This window comes from Streptomyces sp. NPDC052020, assembly GCF_040680575.1.
Classification (GTDB): Bacteria; Actinomycetota; Actinomycetes; order Streptomycetales; family Streptomycetaceae; genus Streptomyces.
Genome location: NZ_JBFAWY010000011.1, coordinates 102303 through 121619 on the forward strand (window position 1 = coordinate 102303; position 19317 = coordinate 121619).

14 protein-coding genes are annotated in these 19317 nt (G+C 68.6%); 6 read left to right on the top strand and 8 right to left on the bottom strand.

Annotation, left to right across the window (positions count from 1 at the left end):
* Entirely contained in the window at positions 1-1494 is a 1494-nt protein-coding gene (locus AB0L74_RS14180) for a tripartite tricarboxylate transporter permease (RefSeq protein ID WP_365650340.1), read from the top strand.
* 193 nt (positions 1495-1687) lie between these two features.
* Here AB0L74_RS14180 and AB0L74_RS14185 read toward each other — a convergent pair whose 3' ends face one another.
* The 5 genes from AB0L74_RS14185 to AB0L74_RS14205 all read right to left on the bottom strand — a co-directional run bounded on the left by AB0L74_RS14185 (position 1688) and on the right by AB0L74_RS14205 (position 7945).
* Complete coding sequence (locus AB0L74_RS14185; RefSeq protein WP_365650343.1) at positions 1688-2608, bottom strand: carbohydrate ABC transporter permease; 921 nt, start codon at positions 2606-2608, stop codon at positions 1688-1690.
* A gap of 2 nt (positions 2609-2610) precedes the next feature.
* Positions 2611-3507: a sugar ABC transporter permease gene (locus tag AB0L74_RS14190; protein ID WP_365650346.1), complete on the bottom strand. Its 897-nt coding sequence runs from the start codon at positions 3505-3507 to the stop codon at positions 2611-2613.
* A 103-nt stretch (positions 3508-3610) separates the two neighbouring features.
* A complete protein-coding gene (locus tag AB0L74_RS14195) occupies positions 3611-4927 on the bottom strand; it encodes an extracellular solute-binding protein (RefSeq protein ID WP_365650348.1) in 1317 nt (438 codons plus the stop codon).
* 42 nt (positions 4928-4969) lie between these two features.
* A complete protein-coding gene (locus AB0L74_RS14200; RefSeq protein ID WP_365650351.1) occupies positions 4970-6706 on the bottom strand; it encodes an alpha-glucosidase in 1737 nt (578 codons plus the stop codon).
* Between the two features lie 57 nt (positions 6707-6763).
* Complete coding sequence (locus AB0L74_RS14205) at positions 6764-7945, bottom strand: ROK family protein (RefSeq protein ID WP_365650354.1); 1182 nt, start codon at positions 7943-7945, stop codon at positions 6764-6766.
* Positions 7946-8718: 773 nt separating this feature from the next.
* Between AB0L74_RS14205 and AB0L74_RS14210 the strand changes: the two genes are divergently transcribed.
* The 5 genes from AB0L74_RS14210 to AB0L74_RS14230 all read left to right on the top strand — a co-directional run bounded on the left by AB0L74_RS14210 (position 8719) and on the right by AB0L74_RS14230 (position 14376).
* Complete coding sequence (locus AB0L74_RS14210; protein WP_365650357.1) at positions 8719-11046, top strand: family 49 glycosyl hydrolase; 2328 nt, start codon at positions 8719-8721, stop codon at positions 11044-11046.
* A gap of 102 nt (positions 11047-11148) precedes the next feature.
* On the top strand, positions 11149-11598 hold the full coding sequence (locus tag AB0L74_RS14215; RefSeq protein ID WP_365650359.1) for a DoxX family protein: 450 nt from the start codon (positions 11149-11151) through the stop codon (positions 11596-11598).
* An 82-nt stretch (positions 11599-11680) separates the two neighbouring features.
* Positions 11681-12337, top strand: coding sequence for a lytic polysaccharide monooxygenase auxiliary activity family 9 protein (locus tag AB0L74_RS14220; RefSeq protein ID WP_365650362.1), 657 nt, complete (start codon positions 11681-11683; stop codon positions 12335-12337).
* Positions 12338-12466: 129 nt separating this feature from the next.
* A complete protein-coding gene (locus AB0L74_RS14225; protein ID WP_365650365.1) occupies positions 12467-12991 on the top strand; it encodes a DoxX family membrane protein in 525 nt (174 codons plus the stop codon).
* An 80-nt stretch (positions 12992-13071) separates the two neighbouring features.
* Positions 13072-14376 (top strand): ABC transporter ATP-binding protein, encoded by a 1305-nt coding sequence (locus AB0L74_RS14230; protein WP_365650368.1) that lies wholly within the window; start codon positions 13072-13074, stop codon positions 14374-14376.
* 384 nt (positions 14377-14760) lie between these two features.
* Here AB0L74_RS14230 and AB0L74_RS14235 read toward each other — a convergent pair whose 3' ends face one another.
* The 3 genes from AB0L74_RS14235 to AB0L74_RS14245 form a co-directional block, all read right to left on the bottom strand.
* The gene (locus AB0L74_RS14235; RefSeq protein WP_365650371.1) at positions 14761-15774 is read right to left on the bottom strand and encodes a zinc-binding alcohol dehydrogenase; all 1014 of its coding nucleotides are present in this window, start codon (positions 15772-15774) and stop codon (positions 14761-14763) included.
* Positions 15756-16949 carry a Gfo/Idh/MocA family oxidoreductase gene (locus AB0L74_RS14240; RefSeq protein ID WP_365650374.1) on the bottom strand — a complete coding sequence of 398 codons (1194 nt, stop codon included), beginning with the start codon at positions 16947-16949 and terminating at the stop codon, positions 15756-15758. Before AB0L74_RS14240 ends, AB0L74_RS14235 begins: the two co-directional genes overlap by 19 nt.
* 72 nt (positions 16950-17021) lie before the next feature.
* The gene (locus AB0L74_RS14245; protein WP_365650377.1) at positions 17022-18758 is read right to left on the bottom strand and encodes an alpha-glucosidase; all 1737 of its coding nucleotides are present in this window, start codon (positions 18756-18758) and stop codon (positions 17022-17024) included.
* Between the last annotated feature and the right edge of the window lie 559 nt (positions 18759-19317).

Below are 19317 nucleotides of genomic sequence, written 5' to 3' on the forward strand. Positions count from 1 at the left end.
ATGAACGCCCTCACCTCCCTCCTGGACGGCTTCGGCACGGCCCTGTCCCCGCTCAACCTGCTGTGGGCCGCGCTCGGCGTGCTGCTCGGCACGGCGATCGGCGTCCTGCCGGGCATCGGTCCCGCGATGGCGGTCGCGCTGCTGCTGCCGGTGACGTACGGACTGGACCCCACCGGCGCGTTCATCATGTTCGCGGGCATCTACTACGGCGCGATGTTCGGCGGCTCGACCACCTCGATCCTGCTCAACACCCCCGGTGAGAGCGCCGCCGTCGTCGCGGCGATGGAGGGCAACCCCATGGCCAAGGCGGGGCGTGGCGCCCAGGCGCTCGCGGCGGCGGCCATCGGCCACTTCGCGGGCGGCATGGTCGGCACCGTCCTGCTGGTGGCGCTGGCGCCGACGGTCGCGGACCTGGCGGTGGACATCGGCGCGCCGGACTACTTCGCCCTCATGGTGCTGGCGTTCATCGCGGTGACGTCCGTGCTGGGCTCCTCCCGTATCCGTGGTCTGGCCTCCCTGCTGATCGGCCTCACCATCGGTCTGGTGGGCCTGGACCAGATGACCGGGCAGCAGCGCCTGACCTTCGGCTCCCTGCAACTGGCGGACGGCATCGACGTGGTGATCGTCGCGGTCGGTCTCTTCGCGATCGGCGAGGCCCTGTGGGTCTCCGCCCATCTGCGGCGCCGGCCGGCCGAGCCGATCCCGGTGGGCCGGCCCTGGCTGGGCCGCGGTGATGTGCGGCGGACGTGGAAGTCCTGGCTGCGCGGGCCGTTCATCGGCTTCCCGTTCGGCGCGATCCCGGCGGGTGGCGCCGAGATCCCCACCTTCCTGTCGTACGTCATGGAGAAGCGTCTGTCGAAGCACGAGGACGAGTGGGGCAAGGGCGCGATCGAGGGCGTCGCGGGCCCGGAGTCGGCGGCGTCGGCCTCGGCGGCGGGCACCCTGGTCTCCATGCTGACCCTGGGCCTGCCGACCACGGCGGTCGCGGCGGTGATGCTGGCCGCCTTCCAGCAGTACGGCATTCAGCCGGGCCCCCTGCTGTTCGAGCGGGAGCCCGATCTGGTGTGGGGGCTGATCGCCTCCCTCTTCGTCGGCATGGTGCTGCTGCTCGCCCTGAACCTGCCGCTCGCGCCGCTGTGGGCGAAGCTGCTGCGCATCCCGCGCCCCTACCTCTACGCGGGCATCCTCTTCTTCGCGGCCGTCGGCGCCTACGCGGTCGGCGGAGAGGTCGTCGATCTGGTGATCCTGCTGGTCATCGGCCTGATCGGCTTCGGCATGCGGCGCTACGGCCTGCCGGTTCTGCCCGCCGTCATCGGCGTCATCCTCGGCCCGGGCGCGGAACAGCAGCTGCGGCGCGCCCTGCAGATCAGCGACGGCAGCGTCACCGGCCTGGTCGACACGCCGTTCGCGGTGACGGTGTACGCGGTGATCGCGCTGCTGCTGGCCTGGCCGCTGGTGAAGCGGGTGGCGCGGCGCGGGCGGAGCGGCGCCTGAGATCCCTGCCCCCGCCGGGACCGATCTCGTGCGGCGACGGCCACGTACCGTTCGTGTCGGCCGTCGCTCACGAGGGAGCCGGGGTTTTCCCGGCGGAGCGAGGACGGCCTTCCCGGGACGTGATGGTCGTGCCCCGGATCCGGTCGCGGGGCGGCTGAAGATCCGGATCCGGGGCGGCATGGGCCCTCAGGGGTTACTTGACGGCGCCGGCGGTGACGCCGCGGGTGAGGGAGCGCTGGAAGATGAGGAAGAAGACGACCATGGGGATGACGCCGAGGAGGGCGGCAGCGCTCAGGGCGGTGGGGTTGCTGGTGTACTGGCCCTGCATGGCGGACAGGCCGAGGGGGACCGTCTGGTTGTCGTTGGAGATGAGCAGGACGAGGGGATAGAGGAACTCGTTCCAGCTCCAGACGAAGAAGAAGACGCACATCACCGACAGGGTGGGCCAGCTCATCGGCAGGATGATGCGCCAGAGGATGGTCCAGCGGCCCGCGCCGTCGAGCGAGGCCGCTTCGATGAGTTCCTTGGGGAAGCTGCTGAAGACGGAGGACAGCAGGTATGTGCCGAAGGCGCTGTAGGTGATTCCGACGAGGATGGTGTAGCCCAGCTTGCCGTCGTACAGGCCCAGCTCCTTGAACAGGTAGTAGACGGGGTAGACCAGACCCTCCTGCGGCAGGACGTTGACGCCGAGGAAGAAGACGAGGAAGGCGGTGCGCCAGCGGATCCGGCCGATGCCGATGGCGTAGGCGTTGAAGAGGGCCAGGACGACGGCGAGCACGACGACGCCGAGGCTGATCTGGACGCTGTTGATCAGCTTCTGGGTGAAGTCGACGCGTGCCCAGACGTCGCCGACGATGCCCCAGTTCCACTGCTCGGGCCAGGAGAGCGAGCCGTTGGCGCGGTAGTCGGCGCTCGTCTTGAAGGAGTTGACCAGGATGACCAGGAAGGGCGCGAGAAAGGCCAGGACGAAGACGGTCACGGCGGCCACGACGGCGTAGGATCCCGGGCCCCGGCCACCGGCCGTGCTCTTCCGGCGGCGTTTCGGGGCGGCGTGGCCCGGTGGCGCGGTCTCGCGGACGGGAGGCGCGGTGGGAGTGGTGGTGTCGAGGGTCATGGTCATCCGTCCTCGCGGGCCTGGCGGGTGAGCATCGCTGCGGCGATGAGCAGCACGAGCAGGGTGATCGTGCTGGAGATGGCCGATCCGTAGCCGACGTCGGCGCGCTCGAAGAAGTTCTGGTAGGCGAAGTACGCGGGGACGAGGGTCGAGTTGCCGGGGCCTCCGCCGGTGAGGACGAAGATCTGGGCGAAGACCTTCAGGCCGGCGATGGTGGTGGTGACGAGGACGACGTAGACCTCGGGCCGCAGGATGGGCGCGGTGATGCGGGTGAAGCGCTGCCACCAGGACGCGCCGTCGAGGGAGGCGGCCTCGTAGAGCTCGGGGTCGATGCGCTGGAGGCCGGACAGGAACAGCACCAGGGGATAGCCGAGCTGCATCCAGACCAGGACGCCGAGGACGACCCAGAGGGCGAGGTCGGGGTCGCCGAGCCAGTTCTGGGCCAGCGAGGACAGTCCGATGGTCTTGAGGATGCTGTTGACGGCGCCTTCGGGGGCGAGGATCCATCCCCACATCAGGCCGGTGACGGCGACGGGGATGACCTGCGGCAGGTAGAGGCCGGAGCGGAAGACGCCGACGATTGCGTCACCGTGCTTCTTGCCGATGTAGTCGAACAGCAGCGCGGCCAGGAACAGCCCGAGCAGGGTGGGCACCACGGCGATGCCGATGATGACGAAGGCGATGTTGCGGAAGGAAGCCCAGAAGTCGGCGTCCTGGAAGAGCCGGGTGTAGTTGTCCGCGCCGATGAAGACGGGATCGCCGATGCCCTGCCATGCGGTAAGGCTGTAGTAGAAGGTCATCACCAGCGGGACGACGAGGAAGAGCAGACTCAGCAGCAGGCCCGGTGCGAGGAAGGCGGCGTACCCCGTCGTGGACCGCGGGTGACGTGTGGGTTTCACTGTTGCTCCTAGGTGGGCGGGACGGCGGTCCGGCCGGGCCGGGCGCCGTCCCCGGAACGCGGGGTGTCCGGCCGCCGGGGAAGCGGCGGCCGGCGCGGAGACGTCAGGACCTGGTGGCGATGTACTTCTCGTACGGGGCCGCGAGTTCGTCGAGGACCGCGTCGGGCTTGGCGCCGTTCATCAGATTCTGGGTGGCGCCCAGCCACGTGTCGTAGTAGCCGGCCACCGGCCAGTCCGGGTAGAAGGCCAGCCCCTTGTTGTCCTGGTAGGCGTTGAACGCGGTGATCAGTTCCTTGGCCTTGGCGTTGGTGATGGTGTCCGCCTCGGCCGCGAGGGGGACGTTGCCCTCTTCGCCGATGAGCTTCTGGATCTTTTCGGACATGGTGATGTCGATGAAGTCTTCGGCGAGCCGCTTGTTCTTGGCCTTGGTGGGGACGACCCAGTGGTTGCCCCCGGAGCCGGGGGTCTTCTCGCTGCCGGGGTAGGGGGCGGTGGACCACTCGAAATCCGTGATGTCGGTGGACAGGCCGCCGAACCACCAGTTGCCACCGACCATGATGGGGCGCTTCTGGGAGACGAACTGCTCGGTCATGTCGCTGCCCTTGAGGCCGACGTCCTTCTTGTCGAAGTAGCCCTTGTCGAGCCACTCCTTGTACTTGTTCACCGCGTAGGCCATCTCGCTGCCGTGGAAGTCGATCTCGCCCTTGTAGAGCTGGTAGTCGTCGACCCAGGTGTCGTTCGCCTTGGACAGGGCGAGCAGGTAGAGATAGTGGCCGGCGGGGTGGTCGTTGCCGGCGTTGGCGAGCGGGGTGATTCCGGCGGCTTTGAACTTGGCCAGCGCGGCCTCGAAGCTCTTGAAGTCGGTGGGCTTGGCGACACCGTGCTTCTTGAACAGGTCGTCGTTGTAGTAGGTGAGGACGAACTCGCCGTAGTTGGGTATGCCGTACCACTTGTCGCCGCCCATCTCGCCCTTGGCGTCGTAGCGGGCGGTGACGGAAGCGCTGTCGCCGATCTTCTTGTCCCAGCCGCGTTCCTCGGCAGCCGCGGTGAGGTCGGTGAGCAGTCCCTGCCTGGCGAGCAGACCGGTGGTGGCGTTGCCCTTGTTGTACTCCATGACGTCGGGCGCCTTGTCGGAGTTGAGGATCATGCCGGCGTTCTGCTGGATCTGTTCGAACGTCTTCTGCTCGAAGACGACTTTCACGTCGGGGTGTGTCCTCTTGAACTCGGCGATGGCCGCGGCCCACGCCTTGCCCAGGGCGCCGTCCTTGTCCTCGTAGTGCCACAGGCGCAGGGTCTTGCCGTCGCCCTCGGCGGTGCCGGAGCCGCCGCAGGCGGTCAGCGGGGTCAGCAGGGCCAGGGCGCAGGCGGCGAGCAGGAGCGGCCTTCTGCGCAGGGCTGGGCGGATGCGCGGGTTGTTCATGGATGTTCCTCGGGGTGCGACGTTGCGGCAAGGGCGGGCGGTTCAGCCGGTGGTGCGGCGGTGGACGCGGGCTTCCCACGGTTGCAGGGTGTGCGGGGTCGTGAGAGGGGCGGTGGCGGGGATGTTGGCGATGAGGGTCTCGCTGTGCTCCCAGCCGTGGGGCAGGTCGACGGTGAGGTCGGCTCCGCTGAAGTTGGCCAGGACGAGCAGTTCGGTGCCGGTGGCCGCGTCGTGGCGGGTGAAGGCGTAGAGCTGTTCGTGGTCGGGGTGGAGCATGTGGAAATCACCGTGGGTGAGGGCGGGCTCGGTGTGCCGCAGGGCGATCAGGCGCCGGTAGTAGTGGAAGACCGAGTCCGGGTCGGCGAGCTGGGCCTTGGCGTTGACGTGCGTGTGGTCGGGGTTGACCGCGATCCAGGGGGTGCCGGCGGTGAAGCCGGCGTGCTGGGTGGCGTCCCACTGCATGGGGGTGCGGGCGTTGTCCCGGCTGCGGTGACGCAGCCCTTCCATGACGTGCTCCTCCTCGACTCCCAGGGCCGTCTGGTCGCGGTGGTGGTTGAGCGACTCGATGTCCCGGAAGTCGTCGATGCGGGTGAACGGGGCGTTGGCCATCCCCAGTTCCTCGCCCTGGTAGACGAACGGCGTGCCGCGATGCAGGTGCAGCACGGTGGCCAGCAGTTTGGCGGAGCGGTCGCGGTAGGCCGGGCTGTCGTCACCGAAGCGGGAGACCACGCGCGGCTGGTCGTGGTTGTTCCAGTAGAGGCTGTTCCAGCCGGTGTCGCCCAGACCGGTCTGCCAGCGGCCGAGGCTGGCCTTGAGGTCCGTCAGCTTCAGGGGCCGGACGTCGAACTTGCCGCCGGGTCCCTGGTCGAGACCGACGTGCTCGAACTGGAAGACCATGTCGAGCTCCCGCCGGGCGGGATCGGTGAAGAGCTTGGCCTCTTCCACCGTGACGCCGGGCATCTCGCCGACGGTGAGCAGCCTGCGGGGATGGCCGGCGAGGACCTCACGGTGCATCTCGGCGATGTACTCGTGGATGCGGGGACCGCACACGTAGTACGGGTGGCCCGAACCGTAGCGGGCGCCCTCGGGAACGATCCCGTCGGGCAGGGCCGGATCCTTGGAGATCAGGTTGATGACGTCCATGCGGAAGCCGTCGACCCCGCGCTCCAGCCACCAGCGCATCATCGCGTACACGGCCTGCCGGACTTCGGGGTTGTCCCAGTTCAGGTCGGGCTGCTTGCGGGAGAAGGTGTGCAGGTAGTACTCGCCGGACGCCGCGTCGAAAGTCCACGCCGGGCCCGAGAACCACGACTCCCAGTTGTTGGGTTCCGCGCCCGGCGTTCCGGGTGCCATGCCCTCGCGGGGCGGGCGCCAGATGTACCAGTCGCGCCGCGGGCCGTCCGGGCCGCCGTCGCGGGAGGCGGTGAACCAGGCGTGCTCGTCGCTGGTGTGGTTGACGACCAGGTCCATCACCAGCTTCATGCCGCGCTCGTGCACCGATGCCAGCAGCCGGTCGAAGTCGGCCAGCGTCCCGAACAGCGGGTCGATGTCCTGGTAGTCGCTGATGTCGTAGCCGTTGTCGTCGTGCGGCGAGGGGTAGACCGGGGAGAGCCACAACACGTCCACGCCGAGTTCGGACAGGTAGTCCAAGCGCTCGATGATGCCCTGGAGATCACCGATACCGTCCGCGTTGGAGTCGGCGAAGGAGCGCGGGTAGATCTGGTAGACCACCGCGTTGCTCCACCAGGAGTCGGCCGGGCCGGCCGGGTTTTCGGGCACGTCACATCCTCATCGTGGGTCTTGGTCGTGTTCGGTGATGCTGCTCGGGCGGCCGGGTCAGGAGAGAGCGGCTCCGACCGCGTCCCGGATGACCAGGCAGGCCGCGCCCCGGGCCCACAGGTCGTGGCGTACGGGGTCGACGTGGATGTCGCAGTCGCGGGCGGCGGTGGAGAAGGCGTGGGCCTCCAGCGCCTGGGACATGGCCGGGCCGAAGAGGTCATGGGCGACCGCTCCCTCTCCGGCGATGATGATCTTCTGAAGGTTCAGCAGGTTGCACATGCCGGCCAGCCCTCGGCCCAGGGCCGTTCCGGCTTCGGCGAAGGCGGAACGGGCGACGGTCCGGGCCGAGCCGCCGGGCGAGCGGGCGAGGTCGATCGCTTCGGAGATGGTGGCGCAGGGGACACCGGCGTCCTGGAGGTGGCGCAGGACCGCTCGGTCACCGGCGAGGGCCTCCAGGCAGCCGCGGCGGCCACAGCTGCACATCGGCCCCGCGGGATCGAGGGGCAGGTGGCCGAGTTCGCCGGCCAGGCCGGTCGCGCCGGAGAACAGCGTGCCGTCGAGAAGGAGGCCGCAGCCGATGCCGGGGCCGACCGTGACGACGGCGAAGGAATCGACATCACGGCCCTGACCGAACCAGCGCTCGGCGACCACCAGGGTGTTGACGTCGTTGTTCACGACCACCGGCAGACCCGTCGCCTCGCGCAGCGGCCCGGCCACGTCCACCTTGTTCCAGTCCAGCAGCGCGGAGTAGCGGCAGATCCCGGCACCGGAGTCGACGTGGCCGCTGACGCCGATCCCGAGGCCCAGCACCCGGTCCGCCGCTTCAGGCGCCTCGGAAAGGAGCCTGCTGGTCAGGGCCGCGGCGGCGGACAGGGCGGTTTCGGGTGTGCGGTCGGCGATCGGCTCCTCGGCGCGGGCCAGCACCTTGGCCGCCATGTCGGTGACCACCGCGGACACCTGGGCAGGGCCGATCTTCACCCCGACCACGATGTGCTTGTCCGGGTTGACCTGGAGCATCTTCTGCGGCCGGCCCCGTCCCTGGGGGGCTGTGTCGGCTTCGCGGAGATAGTCGTGCTCCAGAAGCGGCGGCAGCATCCGCGTCACGCTGGACGGCACCAGCCCGAGTCGCTGCGCGAGCTGGGTGCGCGAGATGGGGCCCGAGGTGAGGACGGTCGCGAAGATCTCCGCGCGGGTCTGCTCACCGACAAGCTCCGAGAAACGGATCTTGGACGGGCTCATCACACATGCCTCCGAAGCAGCGATCGGTCAAGAGGGGTACCGGTATCACTTGGGCTCCGCACTGCTGTGCCGACCGGTCGGGCCGTCGACGGCAGGGCGAGTACGGCGACCGTGCCGCCGGGCCCCCTGGGTGTCTCGACGGCCGCCTGGGCGGCCGCGGTCGACTGCGTAGGGCATGAGTCTGACTCTCCGCGTTTTAGTGCGTCAAGAAAGAAAACAGTGCGTTACGCAACCGTGATTGCGGCCGCCCCTTGGTGGCATGCGGGACTTTTGGGCGAATTTGTCCCACAGGCACCAACGCCCTCGGCTGATCCGCGAAACAGATCTTGTTCATTTCATTGACACGAAGAAGAAATGACGCGACGTTATCTGGCGACCGCGGCGCGGCAACCGGCCGCAGGGCGGCTGGAAGCGCATGGACGGCGGCCCTTCCGGCCGGCCCCCGTATCCGGGGAGCGTCCCAGGCCCGGGCGATCCGGAGACACACCCCGTCCCGGTCTCCCGGACGACCCCGGACGCATCCCCGCATCCGGTACACCGGCGCGAAGGGAGCTCGATCAACCGACGGCCCGCGCAGCCGCTCGGACAGCGCGCGCCGCACCCCTGTGTCCGCCCCGAACCCAGCCATACCCGCCTCGGCGCGACTCACCTTCCCGTGACTTCCCGCACCTGCCGGCAGCCTGACGCCTGCCCTCTGGGGGCACAGCGCAGGGCTTGCGGCAGGCGCGGTGCCCGAGGCGCCGCCCCTCCAGCAATGAGAAGAGGACTTCGTCATGCCCGCAGCAAGACTGAGCAGGCTGGCGGCGCTCGCCGCCGGCCTGGCACTCGCCCTGGCCACCGCCGTGGTGCCCGCCGGCGCGGCGAGTGCGGGGACGCCCCCGGAACAGGCGGCCTCCGCCGCCGTGGCCGCGGACGTCATCACAGCCGACAGCGCACAGCTCAAGACGTGGTGGCACGACAACCACGAGTTCAACACCACCAGCCCGGTGGCGAACGACAAGGTGCGGCGGTCGTCGTTCTACGACGTGCGGGTCGCCACCGCGGCGGCCCCGACGACCAGGTACGACTCGTTCGCGTACATGAGCATCCCGCGCGGCGGCAAGGGCAAGATCGGCTACACCAAGGAGGACGGGGCCGAGTTCTCCTCGTCGGCGAACCTCACCATGAGCTGGTCCTCCTTCCAGTACTCCACGGACGTGTGGGTCGACGTCTCCCTGCGCACCGGCCAGATGATCTCCTCGGCCGACCAGGTCAGGATCAAGCCGAGCAGCCTGAACTTCGCCAAGGAACTGGTCGACGGCAAGACCGTGCGCGTCAAGGTCCCCTACGGCGCCAAGGGTTACCGGTTCTCCGTCGAGTTCGCCCCGCAGCTGTACACGGCCTACAACGACATGTCCGGCCCCGCGAACGACGCCGGCAAGCTGACCACCCAGGGCGGCGGCGGCAACCGGGCCGTCCACACCGAGCCCCGCAACTCCATGATGATCTTCGCCGAGCCGGCGCCCACCGGCACGGAGAAGGACCGGCTGATCCCGACGGCGGCCTCCGGCAGCATCCACTACCCGCAGCAGGGCCAGGTCACCAACCTCAACACGATCAGCGAGGAGATCGTCTACTTCAGGCCCGGCACCTACTACATGACCTCCAAGTACCACGCCCTGCTGCCCAAGCAGGTCAAGTGGGTCTACCTGGCCCCCGGCGCGTACGTGAAGGGCGCCATCCGCTTCCCCGACGACAGCCAGGGCCTGTACAAGGTGACCGGCTACGGCGTGCTCTCCGGTGAGCAGTACGTCTACGAGGCGGACACCAACAACAACTACGACCACCTCTCCGGCGCCTCCAACTGCCACACCAGCTGCGTGAAGATGCTGCAGTTCGCCTCCGCGCAGGGCCGCCAGCAGCACCTGGACCTGCAAGGCGTGACCATCAACGAGCCGCCGTACCACTCCTTCGTGGTCTACGGCGACGAGCAGACCTTCAGCATGCGGGTCGACAACTACAAGCAGGTCGGGTCCTGGTACTGGCAGACCGACGGCATCGAGCTGTACCGCGGCAGCACCATGAAGAACACGTTCTTCAACGCCAACGACGACGTGCTGAAGATGTACCACAGCGACGTCAGCATCGATAACACCGTCATCTGGAAGAACGAGAACGGTCCCGTCATCCAGTGGGGCTGGACCCCCCGCACCATCGACAACGTCCGGGTCAGCAACACCCACGTCATCCACAACCGGATGTACTGGAAAGACGTCAAGTACAACACCTGCGTCCTGAACTCCTCCTCTCACTGGGAGAACACGGGCTCGACCACCACGGCCGACCCCAGCGCGTGGGTGAAGAACATGACCTTCGAGAACATCACCGTCGAGGGCATGACCAACTGCGCCATCCGCGTCTTCGCCCTGTCCAGCACCGAGAACATCCACGTCAAGAACCTCAAGATCGACGCCTGGAACCAGCTGGACCCCTCCTCCCAGGTCAGCCTGCTCAAGCGCTACAGCAACAGCGCCGGGCAGAAGGTGACCCTCGGCAACGAGACGCGTGACAGCCGCGGCCTGAAGCTGGAGAACTACACCGTCGGCGGCACCGTCATCCAGAAGTCCGGCACCAACTGGGCCGCCGACAAGCTGGGCCGGCTCGGCTTCGACGCCGAGACCTGGGACAACTGGAACGCCTGGGGACCGGGCGGCGGCACCCCCGGCCCCGGCCCGGTCACGGGCGGCAACATCGTCAACGGCGCGACCTCCAAGTGCGTCGACCGGGCCGGCGGCTCCACCGCCAACGGCACCGCCGTCCAGCAGTGGTCCTGCGCCGATGCGGCCTCGATGAGCTGGGTGCTCGACGGGCAGCAGGTGAAGTCCGGCGGCACGTGCCTGGACGTCGAAGGCGGCGCCACCGCCAACGGCACCAAGGCGCATCTGTGGGACTGCGGCGGCTGGGACAGCCAGAAGTGGGCCTTCCAGTCCGACGGCACCCTGAAGAACGTCAAGTCCGGACGCTGCCTGGACGTCGAGGGCCAGAGCACCGCCGACGGCGCCCGCCTGCATCTGTGGGACTGCGGCGGCTGGGCGAGCCAGAAGTGGACCCTCACCTCCTGACCTCCCCCGGTGGCCGTCGGCACGCCCGCGCCGCCGTCGGCCACCGCCCGCAGCCGGTCTGCGAGCCGCGGCATCGGCGTACCCGTCGAAAGGAGCACCACCGTGGAGCCGCCCACGCGCTATGAAGGCCCCGCCCTGGGCCTGTTCCGTATCGTGATCGGACTGCTGTTCGCGTGCCACGGGGCAGCCACGCTGTTCCACGTCCTCGGCGGGCCCCAGGGCGGCCACTCCCCCAGCCCGGGGCAGTGGCCCGGATGGTGGGCCGCGGTCATCCAGCTCGCCGGCGGCGCACTCGTCCTGCTGGGGGTGTTCACCCGGCCGGCCGCGATCCTGTGCTCGGGGTCCATGGCCTATGCCTACTTCGTCCACCACCAGCCCGACGGGCTGTTCCCTCTGGAGAACGGCGGCGAGACGGCGGCCCTGTTCTGTTGGGCCTTCCTTCTCATCGCCGCCCTCGGCCCCGGCCGGTGGCCCCTGACCGAGCTGCCGGCTCTCGTCACGCACCGCAAGCAGCTCACGCGAAGGGAGGTGAGCGATCGCAGCAGCACCTGAACGCCCCACCGAGTTGACATGCGCACGTAATTCACGGGCCGGCATCGGCCGGTGAACACCCGACTCATGAAGGAAGAGCACCATGAAACGCTCACCCGCGACCGCACGCCGCCGCACCGCGCTGGGCGCCTCTGCCCTGGCCGCCAGTCTGCTGGGCCTGCTCGCCCAGGCGCCGACAGCCTCCGCACACGGCACGGTCATCACCCCCGAGACCCGCAACTACGGCTGCCTGCAACGCTGGGGCTCCGGCGAGCCGAACGAGGCGCAGGACCCCATGTGCTACCGCACCTACCACGAGAACCCGAACGCCATCACCGCGTGGAAGGCCGTCTACGCCAACAACACCGGAGACAACTACCAGCAGGTCATCCCCGACGGCCAGATCTGCAGCGCCGGCGGTCAGGGCGAGACGAACTACCGACCGCTCGACCGTCCCGGTCCGTGGAAGACGACCGACATCGGCTCCGACTTCACCGTCGACCTCTACGACGAGGCCCGGCACGGCGCGGACTGGCTGGAGGTCTACGTCACCAGGCAGGGCTTCAACCCTGAGTACGAGATGATCGGGTGGGACGACCTCGAGCTGGTGAAGAAGACCGGCCGCTACCCCTACCAGGCGCACTACACCACGGACGTCAGCACGTCCGGCTACAGCGGACGACACGTCGTGGTGACCGTCTGGAAGGCCTCGCACATGGACCAGAAGTACTTCCTGTGCAGCGACGTCAACTTCAACTGACACCAGCGGAACGCGGTTGAACCGGCACCACGGCACACCGGCCCCGCGAGGCGTACACCTCGCGGGGCCCTTCCCCCCTCCCCTCACCGGCCCGGCCACGCGCCGGGCCGGTCGCCTCACGGAGGCCCCATGCTCGACCCCCACGCCCCCTCGTTCCCGCCCGGCCACACCCGCCGCCCGCCGCGCGACCGGATCCCTCCCTCAGTGCGCACCTCCTCGGCCCGCCGAACGACCACACAGCGCGCGGCCGCGTACTACCGGGCTCGCGGCGTCGCGGTTCTGCGCATCAGTGTGGGTGTCATCTACTGCTGGTTCGGGGTGCTCAAGCTGTTCCCCGCCGCCAGCCCGGCCGAGGAGATCGCGGCCGCCGCCACGACCAAGCTGACCGGCGGCCTGCTGTCCTCCCACGTGTCCCTGCCGCTGCTGGGCACCGCGGAGACCCTGATCGGACTGGCCCTGGTCACCGGCCTGCTGTTACGGCCCGCCTTGGCCCTGTTCTTCGCGCACATGGCCGGTGTCTTCACCTCGCTCGCACTGTTGCCGGGGCAGATGTGGCACCACGGCGTGCCCACGCTCGAAGGCCAATACGTCCTCAAGAACCTGGTCCTGGTGGCCGCCTGCCTGGCGGCCACCGCTGACGAGCTCACTCGCTGAAACCGGCCATCGCCCCACCGCGCGGCCGCAGGACGACCCGCCCGGCCGTACCTCCTCGCAGAACCCCCAGGAGCCACCCCGTGGGAAGCGCCATCACCCTGAACCAGCTCGGCAAGACCTACCCCAGCGGTCACCGAGCCGTCCACGACGTCTCGCTGCACTTGGACGACGGCGAGTTCCTCGTCCTGCTCGGCCCCTCCGGCTGCGGAAAATCCACCCTGCTGCGCATGATCGCCGGACTCGAGACCATCACCAGCGGCGAACTCCTCCTCGACCAACGGCCGGCCAACGACCTGGCCGCCAGCGAACGCGATGTGTCCATGGTCTTCCAGAACTTCGCCCTCTACCCCACCATGACCGCCGCCGAGAACATCGCCTTCCCCCTCGCCGTCCGGGGCGACGACGAGCATGCCGCCGGCCAGGCGGTGAACGCCGTCGCCGACAGGCTCGGCATCCGCTCCCTGCTCAGCCGCACCCCGGCCCAGCTGTCCGGCGGTGAACGCCAGCGCGTCGCCATGGGCCGGGCCGTCATCCGCCGCCCCTCGGTGTTCCTCATGGACGAACCGCTCTCCAGCCTCGACGCACGCCTGCGCGTGCGGCTGCGCACCGAGATCCTCTCCGTCGTACGCCGCACCGGCGCCACCACCGTCTACGTCACGCACGACCAAGCCGAAGCCATGGCACTCGGCGACCGCATCGCCGTCCTGCGCGACGGCGCCCTACAGCAGATCGGCACACCCCACGAGCTCTACAGCCTGCCCGCCAACGCCTTCGTCGCCTCCTTCGTCGGGACACCGCGCATCAACCTGGTCCACGGCACGCTGTACGCACCGATCGACGGGCCCATGACCATCAGCCTGGGGTCTCAAAGGCTCGTACTGCCCCAGGAGATGGCACATACCCATCGACTTCTGCGGGTCGTTCAGGGGCAGCAGCTCCTGGTGGGCCTACGGCCTGAGGCACTGCGCGTCAGCTCCGCACCAACCGCCTGCGAACGCCCGCTGACCGCAACGGTGACGCACGTCGAGTACCAAGGCCACGAGGTGCTGCTCCATGTCACCGTCGGCGCCCAGGCAGCGGACCCGCCCCCTACGACGTCGTTCGATCAGGAGTCACCTGCCGGCAATCCCCTCACCGCGACCGTCCGCAACCTGCTCAGTCGCGTCCGCGGCACCCGCCCCGGCCAGTCCCGCCCCACCTCGCACAGCGCGCCACCGCTGCCGAACCACTACCAGGTCGGTGAACTCGTTCTCCGCGCCCGCCAAGGCGTCAGCTACCGACGTGGCGAGCGCCTTCCCCTCCTCGTCGACATACGGGCACTGATGCTCTTCGACGCCTCGGGCCATCGGGTTTTCCCACACCCCACACGCCTACAGGGGTTCTGAACCGGACCGGGACGCGGCCGTCCCGGTCCGGGAAGCCCTGCCAGAGAGACAGCCGGCGACCGCCCACACGCGGAGCGTGGGCACCTGCCCGCACTGGCTGCGGCCAAGAGTGCGGCCCCCTCGCCGTCCGCGCCGCTCCGGGCCGCTCCGGGCTCTCCGGGCTCTCCGGGCTCTCCAGGCCGGCGACTATGGGCATTCCACGTGGCGAGGTCATCGCACACATGTCATGTAGGACGGAAGGCGAAGCAGGACCACGTCAAGCGTGGTTCACGGATCGATCCGGCGGCCTGTCGGGACATTGGAACGTCAAGGGGCCTGACGGGGAGGAGGGCGTGAAGGCCGCCCCGGCCGCTGGTCCTGACGATGTCAGACCCGGTCGGGGTATCACCGGGTCGGGGAATGGCTGCCGGCCACGAGCTCATCCCACGTGAAGGCGACACCCAGGGTGGACCGCCTTTCCTCGTTGACCAGTCGGTAGGCATCCGCTGCCCGGGCGGCGGGAAAGCGGTGAGTGATGAGTTCGCCGCAGTCCAGCCGCCCATCGGCCATGAGGTCGAGCACGTAGGCGACGGACTGCGTTTCGCTGAAGCCGTTGCGGTGGTGGCGGTCGCGGACACCGACGATGGTGACGCCCTTGATGATCACGTCGGAGGTGAGCCGCTGCTCGCCGGGAAATCCGGTGTCGCCGAGGAGGACCACGGTGCCGAACATGCCGATCTGGCCCAGCGCGTGCTGGAGAACGGACGCCTCGCCCGTGGTGTCGATGATGACGGGGGGCGGCCCGCCACAAGCAGCGGCCACCGCGGCCGCGGCCTCGGCGAAGGGAGCCGCGACGGTGTGGGTGGCTCCACCCCGTCTGGCCCATTCCAGACGGAAAGGTGTGCGAGAGACCGCCACTATGCGCCGGCATCCGGCTGCCTTCGCCCAGCGGACGGCCATCTGGCCCACGGGGCCGGCGCCGATGATGACCACGTCGTCGCCGAGGCCGAAAGGCGCCACACGGGTGGCCTGCAAAGCGATCTTGGCCATGGTGGCCCACACGGCCCATTCATCCGGCACGTTCCGCGGTATCGCGGTCACGGCCGTTTGGGGAACGGTGAACCGAGTGCCGTGGCCGTTTCGGTGAACGATCCGCTGCCCTGGCCGCATGTCCACGCCGTCGCCCACCTCTTCCACGACCCCTACGGCCAAGTAGCCGGGCCGGAAGGGGAGGGCACCGATACGGTCGAAGTGTGTTCCCGCGGCGAAGGCGCCGTTGAAGACGATGTTCTCGGTGCCGGTGGACATGAGGCTGAGGGTCGTTCTCACCCGCACTTCGCCGGGCGCGGGAGTGTGTGTTTCGTAGGCTTCGAGTTCGACCCGGCGCCGGGCGGGGAAGATCAGGCGGTGGTCGGGCACGGCTCTCCTTCGGACGGGGCCAGGGCGGGCGGGCGTTCACACGTGCTGTCGATCATCTGGACGGTCGTCGGGCCGGCGTCTTCGATGGCCCTCAGCACTTCCAGGACGTGCAACCCGAGGTCTGCTGTCGCCCGGTGGGGGCGGCCGCATGCGAGTGAGCGTGCCAGGTCGGCGACGCCCAGACCGCGCGTGTACTGCTGAGAGGTGACCGGCGCTGTCGGCGCGGCAGGCACCCACCAGTCATCGTCATCGTGGCGACGGATGCGTGCCTCGCCGGTGAACTTGGCGGGGTTGGGAAGGGAGAGGGTGCCGCGTGTTCCGTAGATCTCGACAAACGGCAGGTCGGTTTGCCATATGTCAAAGCTCATGACCACGGTGGCTATGACTCCCGAAGCGAAGCGGAGGAGCGCGCCGGCGTGTGTGGGGACCTCGACGCGGATGGTGTGAGAGGGCACCCCGGGAGTGATGACGGTGCGTTCGGGTGCTCCGACGCGGGAAGTCGCGGCCACCTCCCGCACGGGGCCGAGGCAGGCCACGAGCTGGGTCAGTGTGTACGGACCCAGGTCGAGTACGGGCCCGCCGCCCGGGCGGAAGAGAAAGCCCGGGTCAGGGTGCCAGCGCTCGGCTCGGGAGTGTCGTACGAAGGCCGTCGCCCCTATCACCTCGCCGATGTCCCCGGCCTGTATGGCTTGCAGGGCCATCTGGCAGGAACGGCCGAGAAAGGTGTCGGGGGCCGTGCCGATCCGTACGCCTCGTTGCGCGGCCCGCGTAACGAGGCGCGCGGCGTCCGCGAGGTCGGCTGCGAGGGGTTTCTCCGTGTAGACGTGTTTGCCGGCTTCGATGGCCGCGAGGCTGACGTGAGCGTGGGCGAGCGGTGGGGTCAGATTGAGGACCAGGTCGACTGCCGGGTCCTGCAGAAGTTCGTCGGTGGACCCGGTCGCGGGTATGGCCTGTTCGCTCGCCGCTCGTGCGGCACGGTCGGGGAGGATGTCGGCGCAGCGGACGATGCGGAGCTCTGGGAACTGCCGCAGCCCGCGGACGTAGCGTTGGAAGATGTCTCCGCAGCCGACGATGCCGACACCGAGCGGACGGTCGTTGTGTTCGATGGCTCGCTCCTTGCGTGCGCGGGGTGGATGAGCTGGATCCGCGCATGCCTGCTGTACCGATCCGGGCATGGCGTGGCGACACTGGGCGGGAGAGACGTTCTGGTGGGCGGATGACGGGCCCTGACCGGACGGGTGCCGTGGTCAGGCGGAGCGGCGGTGCACCCTGGCTTCCCACGGCTGAAGCGTGAGTCGTCCGCTGGTGAGCGCTTCTCCCGCGGTGTTGGTGATGACGGCCGGAGCGCCCGTCCAGCCGTCGGGTATGTCGGCGGTGGTCTGGCGGCCGGTGAAGTTGCCGAGGACGAGCAGTTCGACGCCGTCGTGCGGGTTGCGCCGGACGAAGGCGTACACGCTCTCGTCGTCCGGCATCAGCATCGTGAAGTCGCCTTCGATGACGGTTCTCTCGGATCTGCGCAAGGAGATCAGTCGCCGGTAGTAGTGGAAGACGGAGTCGGGGTCGGCGCGTTGAGCCGCGGCGTTGACGGCGCTGTGGTCGGGATTGACGCTGATCCACGGCTTTCCTGTGGAGAAGCCGGCGTTCGGGCCGTCGTCCCACTGCATAGGTGTGCGGGAGTTGTCCCGGCTTCGGGCCCGCAGGGCGCGGAGGACCTGATCGGGTGCCTCACCGCGGCTGACGGCCTGCTGGTAGTGGTTGAGTGACTCGATGTCCCGGTAGTCGTCGATGGAAGTGAAGGGGGCGTTGGCCATGCCGAGCTCTTCGCCCTGGTAGACGAAGGGGGTGCCCCGGTGCAGGTGCAGGACGGTGGCGAGCATGGTGGCCGACCTGGTGCGGTAGCCGGGGCTGTCGTCTCCGTAGCGGGAGACGACGCGGCAGTGGTCGTGGTTGTTCCAGAACAAGGCGTTCCAGCCGGCGGCGGGTGTCTGCCAGCGGGTCATGACCTGCTTGAGGTCGGTCAGCCGCAGTGGTCGGGGATCGAACTTGCCGTCGGGGCCGTTGTCCAGGCTCATGTGCTCGAACTGGAAGATCATGTCCAGTTCGAGACGCTCGGGTCTGGTGAACTGGGCGGCCTGCTCGACGGAGGTGCCGTGCATCTCCCCGACCATCAGCAGCGGGCGCGGTGAGGTGAGAACCACCTCGCGGCGCATTTCGGTCAGGTATGCGTGGATGCGCGGGCCGTTGAGGTAGTGCGGCTTGCCGTCCCCGTAGCGTCCGTATCTCGCCGACTGCCGCCGGGGCCCGTCCGGGAGCGTGGGGTCCTTGGATATGAGGTTGATGACGTCCAGTCGGAAACCGTCGACGCCTCGTTCGATCCACCAGCGCATCATCTCGTGAACGGCCTGGCGTACCTCGGTGTTCTCCCAGTTCAGGTCGGGTTGCTTGGAGGAGAAGAGGTGGAGGTAGTACTCGCCGTCCGATGCGTTGTAGGCCCATGCCGAACCGCCGAACCACGACGCCCAGTTGTTGGGCTCGGCGCCGGGAGTTCCCGGTGTGCGGCCGGTTCGGGCCGGCCGCCACCAGTACCAGTCCCGCTGGGGGCCGCCGGGCCCCTCGTCGCGTGATCGCACGAACCAGGGATGCTCGTCGGAGGTGTGATTGACGACCAGGTCGATGATGAGTCGCATGCCGTGGCCATGGACGGCCGCCAGCAGCGCGTCGAAGTCGGCCAGGGTGCCGAAGAGTGGGTCGATGTCCTGGTAGTCACTGATGTCGTAACCGTTGTCGTCTTGCGGGGAGGGATAGACCGGTCCAAGCCACAGCGCGTCGACCCCTAACTCCTTGACGTGGTCGAGGTGGTTGATGATGCCCCGCAGGTCGCCGTCCCCGTCACCGTCGGAGTCGGCGAAGCTGCGCGGGTAGATCTGGTAGATCGTGGCGGTCTTCCACCAGGGTTCCCCGTTCGCCGAAAGGTGCCCGTCCACGCCTTGCCTCGCTCTCGACTCGGTACGGAAGACGCTCGTACGGCTTCCTGTTCGGACCCGCCACGCCTCGGCATGGAGAGTCTTATTTCATGTAAGCAAGATATTCGCCGTCAACCCCTCGCCCCAAGGTTGTCCATTTCACCCACACTTGGCCGTGACCGACCCCGCCGGACGCCGGGTGCCGCGGAGGGACCCAGAAGAGCAGCGCCAGCGATCCGTAAACCACTGGCGCGCACAAAGCCCCATGTCGGCCTGCGGGGTGGGCTTTTGGCCATGGGGGCACCGGTTTCGGCCATCTTTGCTGCGGAAATCGATAAGGATACGGCCTATTCGGGCCAATCAGGCAACCTGCTAGCAGCACACCTGACACCTGTCCCCCCTCGTATTTTTTTGCTTGACGAACAAAAGACGCGGGGGTTAGCGTCCCATCTCGTACCAGGAGGAGTTCGGTGCGGCGCCGCCGCTCCGCCCTCTTCATCGATCCGCCCGCCCTCCGCCCGTCTCCTTCGTGCTGAGCGTTCGACGGGGGCGGCTCAGCGGAAGCCGTGCGCTCGCGATT

Bases quoted from the DNA above. Each gene is read 5' to 3' on its own strand.
- AB0L74_RS14180 (WP_365650340.1), top strand. From the start codon at position 1: ATGAACGCCCTCACCTCCCTCCTGGACGGCTTCGGCACGGCCCTGTCC.
- AB0L74_RS14185 (WP_365650343.1), bottom strand. From the start codon at position 2,608: ATGACCCTCGACACCACCACTCCCACCGCGCCTCCCGTCCGCGAGACC.
- AB0L74_RS14195 (WP_365650348.1), bottom strand. From the start codon at position 4,927: ATGAACAACCCGCGCATCCGCCCAGCCCTGCGCAGAAGGCCGCTCCTG.
- AB0L74_RS14205 (WP_365650354.1), bottom strand. From the start codon at position 7,945: ATGAGCCCGTCCAAGATCCGTTTCTCGGAGCTTGTCGGTGAGCAGACC.
- AB0L74_RS14210 (WP_365650357.1), top strand. From the start codon at position 8,719: ATGCCCGCAGCAAGACTGAGCAGGCTGGCGGCGCTCGCCGCCGGCCTG.
- AB0L74_RS14220 (WP_365650362.1), top strand. From the start codon at position 11,681: ATGAAACGCTCACCCGCGACCGCACGCCGCCGCACCGCGCTGGGCGCC.
- AB0L74_RS14225 (WP_365650365.1), top strand. From the start codon at position 12,467: ATGCTCGACCCCCACGCCCCCTCGTTCCCGCCCGGCCACACCCGCCGC.
- AB0L74_RS14240 (WP_365650374.1), bottom strand. From the start codon at position 16,949: ATGCCCGGATCGGTACAGCAGGCATGCGCGGATCCAGCTCATCCACCC.